The sequence below is a fragment of the Streptomyces sp. NPDC000404 genome (assembly GCF_040300365.1).
In the GTDB taxonomy this organism is placed as follows: domain Bacteria; phylum Actinomycetota; class Actinomycetes; order Streptomycetales; family Streptomycetaceae; genus Streptomyces; species Streptomyces ramulosus.
The window spans coordinates 466076-480151 of sequence record NZ_JBEPDN010000005.1; the positions used below are offsets into that span (position 1 = coordinate 466076).

General features: G+C 72.4%; 12 protein-coding genes and 1 pseudogene. 7 read left to right on the plus strand and 6 right to left on the minus strand.

The genetic code is table 11. The features are described from left to right. Nucleotides 1-375: 375 nt before the first annotated feature. Nucleotides 376-2031, plus strand: a complete 1656-nt coding sequence (gene cimA / locus ABT345_RS12225) for a citramalate synthase (RefSeq protein WP_345085912.1) — start codon at nt 376-378, stop codon at nt 2029-2031. A gap of 80 nt (nt 2032-2111) precedes the next feature. Here cimA and ABT345_RS12230 read toward each other — a convergent pair whose 3' ends face one another. Then, complete coding sequence (locus tag ABT345_RS12230; RefSeq protein ID WP_345085910.1) at nt 2112-2723, minus strand: YceI family protein; 612 nt, start codon at nt 2721-2723, stop codon at nt 2112-2114. Between the two features lie 351 nt (nt 2724-3074). On the opposite strand from ABT345_RS12230, the gene ABT345_RS12235 reads away from it, so the two are divergent. The 3 genes from ABT345_RS12235 (at nt 3075) to ABT345_RS12245 (ending at nt 7575) form a co-directional block, all read left to right on the plus strand. Next, nucleotides 3075-5510 carry a polysaccharide lyase 8 family protein gene (locus tag ABT345_RS12235; protein ID WP_345085908.1) on the plus strand — a complete coding sequence of 812 codons (2436 nt, stop codon included), beginning with the start codon at nt 3075-3077 and terminating at the stop codon, nt 5508-5510. Nucleotides 5511-5717: 207 nt separating this feature from the next. Then, nucleotides 5718-7301: an acyl-CoA carboxylase subunit beta gene (locus ABT345_RS12240; protein WP_345085906.1), complete on the plus strand. Its 1584-nt coding sequence runs from the start codon at nt 5718-5720 to the stop codon at nt 7299-7301. A gap of 76 nt (nt 7302-7377) precedes the next feature. Beyond that, nucleotides 7378-7575 (plus strand): acyl-CoA carboxylase epsilon subunit, encoded by a 198-nt coding sequence (locus ABT345_RS12245; RefSeq protein ID WP_345085904.1) that lies wholly within the window; start codon nt 7378-7380, stop codon nt 7573-7575. 70 nt (nt 7576-7645) lie between these two features. On the opposite strand, the gene ABT345_RS12250 is transcribed toward ABT345_RS12245, so the two are convergent. Continuing rightward, nucleotides 7646-8941 carry an MFS transporter gene (locus ABT345_RS12250; protein ID WP_345085902.1) on the minus strand — a complete coding sequence of 432 codons (1296 nt, stop codon included), beginning with the start codon at nt 8939-8941 and terminating at the stop codon, nt 7646-7648. Between the two features lie 268 nt (nt 8942-9209). Between ABT345_RS12250 and ABT345_RS12255 the strand changes: the two genes are divergently transcribed. After that, on the plus strand, nt 9210-11036 hold the full coding sequence (locus tag ABT345_RS12255) for a dihydroxyacetone kinase family protein (RefSeq protein ID WP_345085900.1): 1827 nt from the start codon (nt 9210-9212) through the stop codon (nt 11034-11036). A 6-nt stretch (nt 11037-11042) separates the two neighbouring features. Here ABT345_RS12255 and ABT345_RS12260 read toward each other — a convergent pair whose 3' ends face one another. Beyond that, nucleotides 11043-11390, minus strand: a complete 348-nt coding sequence (locus ABT345_RS12260; protein ID WP_345085898.1) for a hypothetical protein — start codon at nt 11388-11390, stop codon at nt 11043-11045. 160 nt (nt 11391-11550) lie between these two features. On the opposite strand from ABT345_RS12260, the gene ABT345_RS12265 reads away from it, so the two are divergent. Beyond that, complete coding sequence (locus tag ABT345_RS12265; RefSeq protein ID WP_345085896.1) at nt 11551-12402, plus strand: helix-turn-helix domain-containing protein; 852 nt, start codon at nt 11551-11553, stop codon at nt 12400-12402. A gap of 17 nt (nt 12403-12419) precedes the next feature. Next, nucleotides 12420-12614 carry a DUF397 domain-containing protein gene (locus ABT345_RS12270; RefSeq protein WP_345086642.1) on the plus strand — a complete coding sequence of 65 codons (195 nt, stop codon included), beginning with the start codon at nt 12420-12422 and terminating at the stop codon, nt 12612-12614. Nucleotides 12615-12712: 98 nt separating this feature from the next. Here the strand turns inward: ABT345_RS12270 and ABT345_RS12275 are convergent, their stop codons facing one another. The 3 genes and pseudogenes from ABT345_RS12275 to ABT345_RS12285 form a co-directional block, all read right to left on the minus strand. Beyond that, nucleotides 12713-13291, minus strand: a complete 579-nt coding sequence (locus ABT345_RS12275; RefSeq protein ID WP_073447656.1) for a GTP-binding protein — start codon at nt 13289-13291, stop codon at nt 12713-12715. Then, entirely contained in the window at nt 13272-13886 is a 615-nt protein-coding gene (locus ABT345_RS12280; protein WP_345085893.1) for a DUF742 domain-containing protein, read from the minus strand. Before ABT345_RS12280 ends, ABT345_RS12275 begins: the two co-directional genes overlap by 20 nt. An 85-nt stretch (nt 13887-13971) precedes the next feature. Further along, nucleotides 13972-14076, minus strand: a pseudogene (locus ABT345_RS12285) (roadblock/LC7 domain-containing protein); the annotation flags it as partial.

Sequence of the window (14076 nt, forward strand, 5' to 3'; positions counted from 1 at the left end):
CGGACGTCGGCCGGCCGGCGGCGGCCCTCTCCCCGGGCCGCCGCCGGACCGCGGCACTCAGCTCGCGCCCGGACCGGCGCCCGCATCGTGAGACCGGTTACCCCGGGCCGGGGGCGCCGTGCCAGACTGCCCCCGTGCTCTCGTTCGCCATGATTATTGGCAGCAGGCGCGCCGGTCCGCAGTGACCGCCCCGTACCTACCGCGTACGGCGCGGCCCTCGTCGTCCCAGACCCGCGCGCAGACCTCTCGCACCCGCGAGGGGTTTTTTCGTTTCCGGACCCACCCGGCACCGGAAGGCGGAGCGCGAGGGAACATGGAGGGGCGGTGGAGCCGGTCATTCCGGTAGACCGAGATCCCGACAGGAGCCAGACCAGCATGACGGACGCACACACAGCCCCGGCGTCGCCCCAGCCCCGCCCCGCCGGCGCGGTCCCCGACGACTTCCACGTCTTCGACACCACGCTGCGCGACGGCGCCCAGCGCGAGGGCATCAACCTCACCGTCGCCGACAAGCTCACCCTCGCCCGCCATCTGGACGACTACGGCGTCGGCTTCATCGAGGGCGGCTGGCCCGGCGCCAACCCCCGCGACACCGAGTTCTTCCAGCGCGCCCGCACCGAGATCGACTTCCGCCACGCCCAGCTCGTCGCGTTCGGCGCCACCCGCAAGGCCGGGGTCCGCGTCGAGGACGATCCGCAGGTCGCCGCCCTGCTGGAGTCCGGCGCCCCGGTCGTCACGCTGGTCGCCAAGTCCCACGCCGGACACGTCGAGTTGGCGCTGCGCACCACGCCCGAGGAGAACCTCGCGATGGTCGCGGACACCGTCGCCTACCTGCGCGACCAGGGCCGCCGGGTCTTCCTCGACTGCGAGCACTTCTTCGACGGCTACGCGCTGGACGCCGCCTACGCCAAGCAGGTCGTGCGCACCGCGAGCGAGGCGGGCGCCGATGTGGTCGTCCTCTGCGACACCAACGGCGGCATGCTGCCCGCGCAGGTCGCCGCCGTCGTCCGCACCGTCCTCGCCGACACCGGCGCGCGGCTGGGCATCCACGCCCAGGACGACACCGGCTGCGCCGTCGCCAACACCCTCGCCGCGGTGGACGCCGGCGCCACCCACGTCCAGTGCACCGCCAACGGCTACGGCGAGCGGGTCGGCAACTCCAACCTCTTCCCGGTGGTCGCCGCGCTGGAGCTGAAGTACGGGCGCGCGGTGCTGCCGCCCGGCAAGCTCGCCGAGACCACCCGCATCTCGCACGCCATCGCCGAGGTCGTCAACCTCACGCCCGCCACCCACCAGCCCTACGTCGGCGTCTCGGCGTTCGCGCACAAGGCCGGGCTGCACGCCTCCGCGATCAAGGTCGACCCGGACCTCTACCAGCACATCGACCCGGCGCTGGTCGGCAACACCATGCGGATGCTCGTCTCCGACATGGCCGGCCGCGCCTCGATCGAGCTGAAGGGCAAGGAGCTGGGCATCGACCTCGGCGGCGACCGGGAGCTGGTCGGCCGGGTCGTCGCGCGGGTCAAGGAGCGCGAGCTGGCGGGCTACACCTACGAAGCCGCCGACGCCTCCTTCGAGCTGCTGCTCCGCGACGAGCTGGCACGCGGCGGCGAGCGGGGCCGGGCCGCGCGGTTCTTCCGCACCGAGTCCTGGCGGGCGATCGTCGAGGACCGCCCGGACGGCTCGCACGCCAACGAGGCGACGGTGAAGCTGTGGGCGAAGGGCGAGCGGATCGTCGCCACCGCCGAGGGCAACGGCCCGGTCAACGCCCTGGACCGGGCGCTGCGCGTCGGCCTGGAGCGGATCTACCCGCAGCTCGCCCGGATCGAACTGGTCGACTACAAGGTCCGCATCCTGGAGGGCCGCCAGGGCACCGGCTCGATCACCCGGGTGCTGATCTCCTCCACCGACGGCAACGGCGAGTGGTCGACGGTCGGCGTCGCCGAGAACGTCATCGCCGCCTCCTGGCAGGCGCTCGACGACGCCTACGCGTACGGGCTGCTGCGCGCCGGGGTGGAGCCGCAGGAGTAGCCGGGCGGTACGGACAACGCGGCCCCGCGAACGGCCCTCGGGGGAAGGGACCGGCGCGGGGCCGCGGCATGGGACGACACTCAGGCGGCGTTCTTCACCGCGGAGATGTCGAAGGTGAGCTTGACCTTGTCGCTGACCATCACGCCGCCGGCCTCCAGCGCGGCGTTCCAGGTCAGGCCCCACTCGGAGCGCAGGATCTCGGTGCTGCCCTCGAAGCCGACGCGCTCGGCGCCGTAGACGTCGGTGGCGGTGCCCTGGAGTTCCAGGTCGAGGGCGAGCGGTCGGGTGACGTCCTTGATCGTCAGGTCGCCGGTGACGCGGAAGCGGTCGGCGGCGGTCTGCTCGACGGCGGTGGAGCGGAAGGTCATCAGCGGGAACGTCTCGGTGTCGAAGAAGTCGCCGCCGCGCAGGTGGGCGTCGCGGTCGCCGATGCCGGTGTCGACGCTCGCGGTCTGGATCTCCAGCGCGGCGGTGGAGCGGCCCGGCTCGGCGCCGTCCAGGTGCAGGCGGCCCTCGTAGGCGCCGAAGGAGCCGCGGACGTTGGTGACCATGGCGTGGCGCACCGCGAAGCCGATGGTGCTGTGGGCCGGGTCGATCGTGTAGTCGCCGGTCAGGGCGGCGAGCGCGGGGTCCGCCGCGACGAGGGCGGGGGCGGCGGGGGCTGCGGCGCGCTTGCGGGTGAACAGAGCCATGGCTCCTCCTCGGAAGAAGTTGTTGTTTAACGTTCAACGAGAATGACTGTAACCGGGTCTCGTTCAATTTTCAACTTCTTCGGTCGGGGTCGGGACCCCGGGCCGGGATGCCGAGGCGGGAAGCGGAGCCGGGGGAGTGGGGGTGAGGGCCGCGGGGGACGCGCCCGCGGCGCCCCTCGCGCCCCGTCCGCCCCGCCCGCTCCCTCCCCTTTCACCACGTTCTTGTCTTGTCATGTGCCCCGTGCTACACCGGCGCTCCGCCCGCCAAGTGCCCTTCCCTGAAGGTCCGTTGGCCGGTCCGGGCCGCCGTGGGCGGACGCGGCCGCCGGGCCGTCACCGAGAGGAACGACCGTGCCGCACCCCTCCGCCTGGTCCCGCCGCGCTTTCCTCACCGCCACCGCCACCGCCGCGGGCGCCGCCGCCCTCGGCGCCGCCGCGCCCGCCGCCTCGGCCCGAAGACCCGCGGCCGCCGCTTTTGACGACGCCTTCGCCGTGCTGCGCCGCCGCTGGGCCGACCTCGTCCTCGGCACCGGCTACGACCCGGCCGCCGAGCCGTACGCCCGCGCGCTGCGCGAGACCGGCGCGCTGGCCGGACGGTTCGCCGCCGCCATGCGGCCCGCCGCCACCTCGCTCTGGCCCGACCAGCCCTTCGACCCGCCCGCCGGGATCACCCGCAGCTACACCCGGCTGCACACCATGGCCGAGGCGTACGCCCAACCCGGCACCGGGCTCACCGGCGACACCGTCCTCGCCGACACCGTCCTGACCGGCCTCGACCACCTCGAAGCCGCCGTCTACCACGCGGGCGCCGAGCGCTACGGCAACTGGTGGGAGTGGCAGATCGGCAGCCCGCAGCAGCTCCTCGACACCCTCGCCGTCCTCGACACCCATCTGCCCGGCGGCCCGCTCCCCGACGACGACCGGGCCCGCCACCTCGCCGCCGTCGACCACTTCGTCCCCGACGCGATGCTCGGCGCGTACACCGGCACCAGCACCGGCGCCAACCGCGTCGACCTGTGCCGCGTCGTCGCGCTCCGCGGCGTCCTCGGCCGCGCCCCCGCCAAGATCGCCCTCGCCCGCGACGCTCTCTCCCCGGTCTTCCCCTACGTCACCCGCGGCGACGGGCTCTACGCCGACGGCTCCTTCGTCCAGCACACCGCCGTCGCCTACTCCGGCACCTACGGCTACGTCCTCCTCGACGGCATCGGCAGACTCCTCGCCCTGCTCGGCGGCAGCGAGTGGGCCGTCACCGACCCGGCCCGCCGCACCGTCCTCGACAGCGTCACCCACGCCTACGCGCCGCTGCTCCACGACGGGCTGATGATGGACATGGTCAGCGGACGGGCCGTCAGCCGCGGCGCCCTGCTCACCGACGACCGCCGCGTCCCGCGCAGCGACCACTACCACGGCCACGCCCTCCTCGCCGCCGTCACCCTGCTCGCCGAGAGCGCCGAGGAGACCGACCGCGAACGCTGGCACGCCCTGGTCAAGGGCCATATCGCCCGCGACCGGGTGCTGCCGGTCCGCACCGACCGCCAGTACCCCGTCGCCGACCTCGCCCGTCTCGCCGCCGTCGCCGACGGCCCCGCCGTGCCCGCCCCGGAGCCGGCCGGCCACCGCCTCTTCCCCGCCATGGACCGCGCCGTCCACCGCCGCCCCGGCTGGACCGCCGGTCTCGCCATGGCCTCCGACCGCATCGCCCACTACGAGAACGGCAACGGCGAGAACCCGCGCGGCTGGCACACCGGCGCCGGCATGCTCTCCTGGTGGGCCGGGGAGGGCGGCGGCGGGCAGTACACCGACGCCTTCTGGCCCACCGTCGACCCCTACCGGATGCCCGGCACCACCGTCTCCACCAAACGCCTCGCCGACAACGAGGGCGGCGCCTTCGGCGCGCCCCGCCCCGACGTCCGCTGGGTCGGCGGCACCACCGACGGCCATTACGCCGCCGTTGGCCAGCACCTGCGCGGCCTCGGCTCGACCCTCACCGCCCGCAAGTCGTGGTTCTTCCTCGACGACACCGTCGTCTGCCTCGGCGCCGGGATCACCGCCGAGGACGGCGTACCCGTCGAAACGATCGTCGACAACCGCGCCCTCGGCACCGCCGCCGACGCCGCCCTCACCGTCGACGGCCACCCGCAACCCACCACCCCCGGCGCCGTGTGCACCTTCCCCGACGCCCGCTGGGCCCACCTCGCCGGACACGGCGGATACGTCTTCCCCGGTGGATTGCCGGGCGGCGCCGCGCTGCACACCCTGCGCGAGGACCGCACCGGCTCCTGGCACTCCATCAACACCGGCTCCGACGCCACGCCGCTCACCCGCCGCTACCTCACCCTCTGGCACGACCACGGCACCGACCCGGACGGCGCCCGCTACCGCTACCTCCTGATGCCCGGCGCCACGCCCCGCGCCGTCGCCGCCCGCGCCGCCGACCACCGGTGGCTCACCGTCCTCGCCCACACCGCCGCACAGCAGGCCGTCACCGCCGGCCCGCTCGGCCTGACCGCAGCCAACTTCTTCGCCCCCGGCACCGCGGGTCCGCTGACCGCCGACGGCCCGGTGAGCCTCCTCGTCCGCCGCACCGGACCGCGCACCGCCACCCTGCACGCCGCCGCGCCCGAGCGGACCGGCGACCCCGTGGAGATCGTCTGGGACCGCCCGGTCGCCGCCGTACCGCACCACGACCCCGGCATCGCCGTCCTCGCCACCGGCCGCACCTTGCGCCTGCGGCTCACCCCCGGCACCGTCTGCGCCACCCACGCCGCCACCCTCACACTGCGCTGACCGGCGCGGACGCCCTCCGGCGGGCCCTCTTGTGCCCGCCCCGGTTTTGTCGGCCCCATACAGCACACGGGCCGCACCCCACCCGAACGGACCAGTGCGGCGACCTCACGTACAGGAGGCTTCTGTACTGCTTGCCCACCAAATCGCATCCGACGTTGTACGAAACTGACATCGGCGCCCGGGCCCTCGCCCACGTACCGTCGATGCATGACCACTGTCGAAGAGGTGCCCGCGGGCGCGACCGACGCCCGTGGGCGCGTCGCCGAGTTGCACGCGATCCGCGAGCAGGCGTACCGAGGCCCCAGCGAGCGGGCGACCGAAGCCCAGCGCGCGAAGGGCAAGCTGACCGCCCGCGAGCGGATCGAGCTGCTGCTCGACGAGGGTTCGTTCAACGAGGTGGAGCCGCTGCGCCGGCACCGGGCGACCGGCTTCGGCCTGGAGGCGAAGAAGCCCTACACCGACGGTGTGGTCACGGGCTGGGGCACGGTCCACGGCCGGACGGTCTTCGTCTACGCGCACGACTTCCGGATCTTCGGCGGCGCCCTCGGTGAGGCGCACGCCACCAAGATCCACAAGATCATGGACATGGCGATCCAGGCGGGCGCGCCGCTGGTCTCGCTGAACGACGGCGCCGGCGCCCGTATCCAGGAGGGCGTCTCCGCGCTCGCCGGCTACGGCGGCATCTTCCAGCGCAATACCAAGGCGTCCGGCGTCATCCCGCAGATCTCCGTGATGCTCGGCCCCTGCGCGGGCGGCGCGGCGTACAGCCCCGCCCTGACGGACTTCGTCTTCATGGTCCGCGACACCTCCCAGATGTTCATCACCGGCCCGGACGTGGTCCGCGCGGTGACCGGCGAGGAGATCACCCAGAACGGCCTGGGCGGCGCCGATGTGCACGCCGAGACCTCCGGCGTGGCGCACTTCGCCTACGACGACGAGGCCACCTGCCTCGAAGAGGTCCGCTACCTCCTCTCGCTGCTCCCGGCCAACAACCGCGAGAACCCGCCGGTCGTCGAGTGCGAGGACCCCGCGGACCGCAGCGGCGACGCCCTGCTCGACCTGGTCCCCGCGGACGGCAACCGCCCGTACGACATGCACAAGGTCATCGAGGAGATCGTCGACGACGGCGAGTACCTGGAGGTCCACGAGCGCTGGGCGACCAACATCATCTGCGCGCTGGCGCGGCTGGACGGCCGGGTCGTCGGCATCATCGCCAACCAGCCGCAGTCGCTCGCCGGCGTCCTCGACATCGAGGCGTCCGAGAAGGCCGCCCGCTTCGTGCAGATGTGTGACGCCTTCAACATCCCGATCGTCACGCTGCTGGACGTCCCCGGCTTCCTGCCCGGCGTCGACCAGGAGCACGGCGGCATCATCCGCCACGGCGCCAAGCTGCTCTACGCGTACTGCAACGCCACGGTGCCGCGGATCTCGATCGTGCTGCGCAAGGCGTACGGCGGTGCGTACATCGTCATGGACTCGCAGTCCATCGGCGCGGACCTCACCTACGCCTGGCCCACCAACGAGATCGCGGTGATGGGCGCCGAGGGCGCCGCGGGCGTGATCTTCCGCCGGCAGATCGCCGACGCCGAGGACCCCGAGGCGATGCGCGCCCGCATGGTCAAGGAGTACAAGTCCGAGCTGATGCACCCCTACTACGCCGCCGAGCGCGGTCTGGTGGACGACGTCATCGACCCGGCCGAGACCCGCCACACGCTGATCCGCTCGCTGGAGATGCTCCGCACCAAGCACGCGGACCTGCCCGCCCGCAAGCACGGCAACCCGCCGCAGTAGCCGCCCGCCGGCCCGACCGGCGACGCGGGCGATCACTGCAACACAGACGACGAAGAAGACGACGGAGACGTACGAGATGAATTCCGCAGCCACCCCCATCCGCGTGGAGAAGGGCGAGGCCAGCGAGGAGGAGCTGGCCGCCCTGACCGCCGTGCTCCTGGCCCGCGCCGCCCACCGGCCCGCCGCCCCGGCCCGCCCCCGCGCCACCGCCGCGCGCTGGCGCCGCCTGGAGCGCCAGCACGGCTTCCACGGCGCGACCAGCTGGCAGCGCTGACACCCCGCCGGATACGCCCCGGGCCCCGCACCGTGTACAGGTGCGGGGCCCGGGGCGTATCCGCGGAAGGTCAGGCGCGGACCGGCTCCGGCGCCGTGTCCGGCCCGTCCGGCACCTGCTCGGCAGCGCCCCGCTCCTCCTCCGGCGTCTTCAGATACAGCGTCAGCAGCGCCGAGACGACGTACAGCGCGGCGAAGATGATGACGACGCCGGACGGGCCCAGCGGCCCCAGGAAGAGGCTGACGATCGCCGGTCCGACGAACGCGGCGCCGCCCGCACCCAGGTTGAGCAGCGCCATCGCGCCGCCCTTGTTGTCGGGGGCGAGCGCCGGGATCAGCGCCGAGATGGAGACGAACCCGGCGAGCGTCACGCCGTAGAGCATGCCGACGACGAGCGCCACCGTGTAGTTGCCGCCGACCGCCTTCGGGACGAAGTACAGCGTCAGCGTGGTGAGCGCGCAGCCGATGCCGCCGAACGACGCGATCGTGCGCCGCCAGCCGATCCGGTCGCCGATCACGCCGAAGAGGAGATTGCAGAAGACGTTGGTGCCGTAGATGACGGCGAGCAGCGTCAGCCAGCGGCCCTCGCCGAAGTGCAGCTCCTTGGCGAAGAACGTCGGCAGGAACACCAGGAAGCCGAACTCCGGCGCGGTGTTGATGATCCGCACCACACAGCCGACGGCGACCTTCGGATGCGTCCAGGCGATGGAGAGGCTGGAGAGCAGCGACTGCACCGGCCGCACCTCCGGCGGCGCCAGCCGCGCGAACCCGGTGCGCTCACGCACCCCGAGCAGGCAGAACGCGCCGCCGACCGCGATGATCGCCAGCGCCACCCACAGCGTGCCCAGGTGGCCGAAGAGCGGATTGGTCGCGCCCGCCACCAGCGAACCGAGCGTCGGCAGACCGCCGGTGAAGGCGACGTAGAACCAGCCGACGGCGGTGCCCATCCGCGCCTTCGGGGCGGTCGCGGTGATCCAGACCAGGAATCCGAAGGCGAAGAGCGGGTAGCCGAAGCCGCGCAGACCGTAGAAGACCAGCATCAGCGGGTAGTTCTGCGGGCCGATGGCGAGGGTGAGGAAGAGGACGTCGAAGACGATCCACACCGCGAGCCCCAGCTGCATCACCCGGCGCGGACCCCACAGGTCCGACAGCGCCCCGGAGAGCCAGGAGGCGAGCATGACGGTCACGCCGTACGCGGTGATCACATAGGAGGCGTGCACCTCGGTCCCGGCGCCGTGATCCGCCATGAACGGTGCGATGAAACCGGACTCGACGCCGTCGCCCACCATGAACAGCAGGACGCCGAGGTAGCCGAAGACCAGCGGCCTCGGGATGCCGATCCGGTCGAACAGGGTGGGTGGTGCCATGTCACGCCTCCGTGGGGCGGGTGCCGCCGCGGGACGGCGGACGGCGGGTCGGGGCAGGGGAGCCGGGTCGTCCGGCGCGGGCGCGGCCGGGCGGCACGCACGATGCGAGCATCATCAATCCTGAGATCTTCACATGCAAGATGTGATGCGAGGGGATTTTGAGCGGCTGTTCTCCCAGGTGGCCCCGGGATTTCTGGGGCAAGGGGTGACGTGATCTGTGATGTAGGTGTTAAATCCAACAGGGACGAAACAAAGGAGTGTGCCCCTGATGACCACCGCCCCCGTCGGCCCCGGACACCACGCCGAGACCTTCCGCGAGGACTGGCTGGAAGGGCTGGCCGACGCCTACGCACGCACCGTCCGCCGCGTCCCGGACGCCTTCGGCGTCGTCGGGCGGCACGCCCCCCGCCCCGGCAAGGTGGCCGTCGTCATCGGGGGCGGCTCCGGCCACTACCCCGCCTTCGCCGGACTCGTCGGCCCCGGTCTCGCCGACGCCGCCGCCGTCGGCGACGTCTTCGCCAGCCCCAGCGCCGAACAGGTCTACCGCACCGCCCGCGCCGCCGACGGCGGCGCCGGAATCCTCATGACCTACGGCAACTACGCGGGCGACGTCATGCACTTCGGCCTCGCCGCCCGCCGCCTCGCCGCCGAGGGCACCGACGTGCGCACCGTCCTCGTCACCGACGACGTCGCCAGCGGCCCGCCGCCCGCCGACGGACAGGAGATCGACCCCTCCCGCGACCGCCGCGGCGTCGCCGGCGACTTCTTCGTCTTCAAGATCGCCGGAGCGGCGGCCGACCGCGGCGACGACCTCGACACCGTCGCCCGCCTCGCCGCCCACGCCAACGCCATGACCCGCACCTTCGGCGCCGCCTTCGCCGGCTGCACCCTGCCCGGCGCCGCCGGACCGCTCTTCACCGTCGCCCCCGGCACCACCGAACTCGGCATGGGCATCCACGGCGAGCCCGGCCTGCGCACCACCGGCGCCCTGACCGCCACCGAACTCGCCGACGCGCTCGTCGAGCCGCTCCTCGCCGAACTGCCGCCCGCCGCCACCGGCCGCGTCGCCGTCCTCCTCAACGGCCTCGGCCGCACCAAGTACGAGGAGATGTTCGTCGTCTACCGCCAGGTGGGCCGCCGCCTGCGCGCCGCCGGCCTCAAGCCGTACCGCCCCGAGGTGGGCGAGTTCGTCACCTCCTTCGACATGGCCGGCGTCTCCCTCTCCCTGATGGCCCTCGACGACGAACTCGCCGCCCTCTACGACGCACCCTGCGACACCCCGGCCTTCCGCAGCCTGCCGGGCGGGCACGCCTTCGGCGACGACGACCGTACGGGGGAGGACGAGGGCGCGGAGACCGCCGAGGCCACGGAGGCCGCGCGGGTCCCGGCCGCCCGGACCGCGCCCGGCGCTGCTCCGGAAGCCGCCGCGCCGGCCGCCGCCACCGCGCAGGACACCCTCGACCTCCCCGCCACCGCCGCGCTCCGGGCCGCCCTCGACGCCGTCGCCGCCCACGAGGACGAACTCGGCCGCCTCGACGCCGTCGCCGGGGACGGCGACCACGGCATCGGCATCGTCCGCGGACTGCGCGCCGCCGTCGCCGCCGCCCGCGCCGCCGAAACCGGCCCCGCCTCACCCCGCACCGCCGGCGCCGCCCTGCTCGCCGCCGGACTCGCCCTCGCCGACGCCTCCGGCGGCGCGTCCGGCGCGCTCTACGGCGCCCTCCTCGCCGAGACCGGCGCCGTCCTGACGAGGGCACCCGAAGGCCCCTGCACCACCGAACTGTTCGCCGACGCCGCCGACGCCGCCCACCGCGCCGTCGCCGAACTCGGCGGCGCCCGCGTCGGCGACAAAACCCTGCTCGACGCCCTCGAACCGTTCCGCCGCACCCTGCGCGCCCACACCGCCGACGACCCCGCCAAGTCCTGGCGCGCCGCCGCCGAGGCCGCCACCCGCGCCGCCGCCGCGACCGCCGCCCTCACCCCGTCCCGCGGCCGCGCCGCCCGCATGGGCGACCTCGGCCTCGGCCACCCCGACGCGGGCGCCACCTCCCTCGCGCTGCTGCTCACGGCCGTCGGCGAAACGCTGTCCGCCTGACCGCCGTCAGGCGGACAGCTTCCCGGGGGAGTCCTCCGCCCCCGGCCAGATCAGCCAGGCCTGCGTACCCTTCCGCCGCCCGAACCACCACACCGCGCTCTCCGGCGACCGCAGACTGAGAAACGTCCCCCCGGCGGTGCCGACCACGTCCGCCTCCCCGTCCTTGTACGCCAGTCCCCAAGCGGCGATGTGCCCGTCGAACTCCCCTCCTTCGACGGGATATTGCTGAACGACGGCGAAGAGACGCGGGCTCAACTCATTTGCCATGGCAGTGAGTTCGGGGTGCAGCGAGCCGACGGGATGCGGGGTTCCGGTGCGGTCGGGGGTGCTGTCCTGTGGCGATACGGTGGTCATGGAGTCCTCCTGCTCATCAGGGAGTTGGGGAGCCAGTGGAGTGGCCCGGGTCACACCGTAGCGAAGTTCATGTAAAACTTGTCATCGATCTCGCGAGAAGTTGTCAAACCCTTCGTGTGGGTGACGGCGAGGCGGTCGGCGGGGTAAGAGGGAGGGCCAGATGTCGTCACGCAAGACATCCGTCATGCGTCAGCAGAGACTCGGCGTTGAGCTGCGCAAACTCCGAGAACGGGCGGGCCTCTCGTCGACCGAGGCGGCGAAGCGTCTCGGCGGTACCCCGGCTCAGATCAGCAACATCGAAGCGGGCCGGTACGCGGTGAGCGCCGAGCGGGTACGCACACTGGCGGCCAACTACAGCTGTGCCGACCAGGCTTACGTGGACGCCCTCGCCGGCATGACCGGGCCCCGCACCCGTGGGTGGTGGGACGAGTACCGCGAGATGCTGCCCGCCGGTCTGGTGGACGTGGCAGAACTCGAACACACGGCGACAGCGCTGCGTGTGGCGGTCATGCTCCAGATGCCCGGTCTGTTGCAGACGGCGGAGTATGCACGCGCGATCTTCCGCCAGAACGTTCCGCAACTTCCTGCGTACGAGGTGGAGCACCGTGTCTCGTTCCGCATCAGAAGGCAGGCGGTGCTTTATGGCGATCACCCGACCCCGCTTTCGGTGATCGTTCACGAGGCTGCACTCCGGATGGGCCACGGCGGCCCCGAAGCGGCTCGCGCGCAACTCAACTACCTGGCAGAGATGAGCGAACACGATCACATCTCAGTGGCCGTGATCCCCTTCGGCGAGGCATCGTTTCCGGTCTCCGGCCATCCCATCGTCTACGCTTCCGGCCTTGTGCCTCAGCTGGACACCGTGGAGCTCGACACGGAATTCGGGTGTGATTTCCTGGATGCCGAGGCTCAGTTGGAGAAGTACCGGACAGTGCTGGACCGGATGGAGTCTCGGGCACTGAAACCGGGTGAGTCGCGTGATCTGATCCGCCGGATTGCAGAGAACACCTGAGAGGAATGACCGTGCCCATGCTCGGCTGGCAGAAGTCTTCGTACAGCAACGAGGGCGCCAACTGCCTCCACGTCGCCGCCCCCGACAACAACACCATCAAGCTGTGCGAGAGCGACGACCCGGAGGTGGTCCTCACCACCACCCCCGCCAACCTCAAGGCGTTCATCCTCGGAGTGAAGGCGGGGGAGTTCGACCACTTCGTCGAGGACTGACGCGGCCGGTCGGCCGACACCGCGAAGGCCCCCGCTCACCTGGCAGCCAGGTGACCGGGGGCCTTCGCCGTACGTCGGAAGAACCGCGCCGTCAGGCGCTACCGCAGGCGCGCCATGAGCGCGTGCTCCACGAGCGTGATCAGCGCGCTCTTGGCCTCGGACCGGTGGCGCGCGTCGGTCGTGATGATCGGGGCGTCCGGCCCGATCTGGAGCGCCTCGCGGACCTCGTCCGGCGTGTACGGCTGGTGGCCGTCGAAGCCGTTGAGGGCGATGACGAAGGGGAGGCCGCTGTTCTCGAAGTAGTCGACGGCGGGGAAGCAGTCGGCGAGGCGGCGGGTGTCGACGAGGACGACGGCGCCGATGGCGCCGCGTACCAGGTCGTCCCACATGAACCAGAAGCGGTCCTGACCCGGCGTACCGAAGAGGTACAGGATCAGGTCCTGGTCCAGGGTGATGCGGCCGAAGTCCATCGCCACGGTCGTCGTCGTCTTGTCCGGCGCGTGCGTGAGATCGTCGATCCCCGCAGACGCTGAGGTCATAACGGCTTCGGTGCGCAGCGGGTTGATCTCTGAGACGGCCCCGACGAACGTGGTCTTACCCACGCCGAAGCCGCCCGCCACCACGATTTTCGCGGAGGTGGTGGAGCGGGCTGCACCGCTAGAGCTTGCGAAGTCCACTGAGCACCCTTTCGAGCAGTGTCACATCTGGCTGTCCGCCGGCGGTCTCGTCCCCGCCGGGCTGATGGATGGCGACGAGTCCGGCCTCCGCCAGGTCGGCGACGAGGATCCGGGCGACGCCGAGGGGGATGGAGAGAAGCGCGGAGATCTCGGCAACTGATTTGATCTCGCGGCAGAGGTGGCAGATGCGCTGGTGCTCCGGCAGCTGCCCCTGCAGCTGGGACGGGTCGGCCGTGGTGCTGACCAGCGCCTCGATGGCGAGCTGGTAGCGCGGCCGGGTCCGGCCCCCGGTCATGGCGTACGGGCGCACCAACGGATTGTGCGCGCCGCCCGCGGACGCCTGGGGCGCCGGGGGCTGCGGCCGCGCCGGCGGGACACCGGGCGTCCGAGGGGGCTCGTACACCGACGGCTCGTACGGCTGGGGGGCGTACGGACCGGGCGGGGACTGCGGGGGGTGCTGCTGCCGCGGCGGCTGCTGCCGCTGCGGCCGGCGGCTCGGCGCGGACGGGAAGTTGAAGCGGTTGTGAGGGGTCTCGCCCTGGCCACCGGACTGCTGTCCGGGGCCGTACGGGTACCCGTCAGGGGGCGTTGCCACGTCTCCTCCTCCAACTTGCCTGTCTGACGCCGGTCGCGCCCTCGAACCCTAATGGGCCGATGGCGGGAAACGCACTGCTTGTCTGCTAGTTGAGAAGGCTGCCCTGGAGTTCGGCGCGTAGGTCGGGGGTGAGGACGTTGCCTGCGCGGTCGACCAGGAGGGCCATCTCGTACCCGACGAGGCCGATGTC

Coding starts and splice junctions, on each gene's coding strand:
- ABT345_RS12240 (WP_345085906.1), top strand. CDS start 5,718: ATGACCACTGTCGAAGAGGTGCCCGCGGGCGCGACCGACGCCCGTGGG.
- ABT345_RS12255 (WP_345085900.1), top strand. CDS start 9,210: ATGACCACCGCCCCCGTCGGCCCCGGACACCACGCCGAGACCTTCCGC.
- ABT345_RS12230 (WP_345085910.1), bottom strand. CDS start 2,723: ATGGCTCTGTTCACCCGCAAGCGCGCCGCAGCCCCCGCCGCCCCCGCC.
- cimA (WP_345085912.1), top strand. CDS start 376: ATGACGGACGCACACACAGCCCCGGCGTCGCCCCAGCCCCGCCCCGCC.
- ABT345_RS12245 (WP_345085904.1), top strand. CDS start 7,378: ATGAATTCCGCAGCCACCCCCATCCGCGTGGAGAAGGGCGAGGCCAGC.
- ABT345_RS12270 (WP_345086642.1), top strand. CDS start 12,420: ATGCTCGGCTGGCAGAAGTCTTCGTACAGCAACGAGGGCGCCAACTGC.
- ABT345_RS12260 (WP_345085898.1), bottom strand. CDS start 11,390: ATGACCACCGTATCGCCACAGGACAGCACCCCCGACCGCACCGGAACC.
- ABT345_RS12250 (WP_345085902.1), bottom strand. CDS start 8,941: ATGGCACCACCCACCCTGTTCGACCGGATCGGCATCCCGAGGCCGCTG.
- ABT345_RS12265 (WP_345085896.1), top strand. CDS start 11,551: ATGTCGTCACGCAAGACATCCGTCATGCGTCAGCAGAGACTCGGCGTT.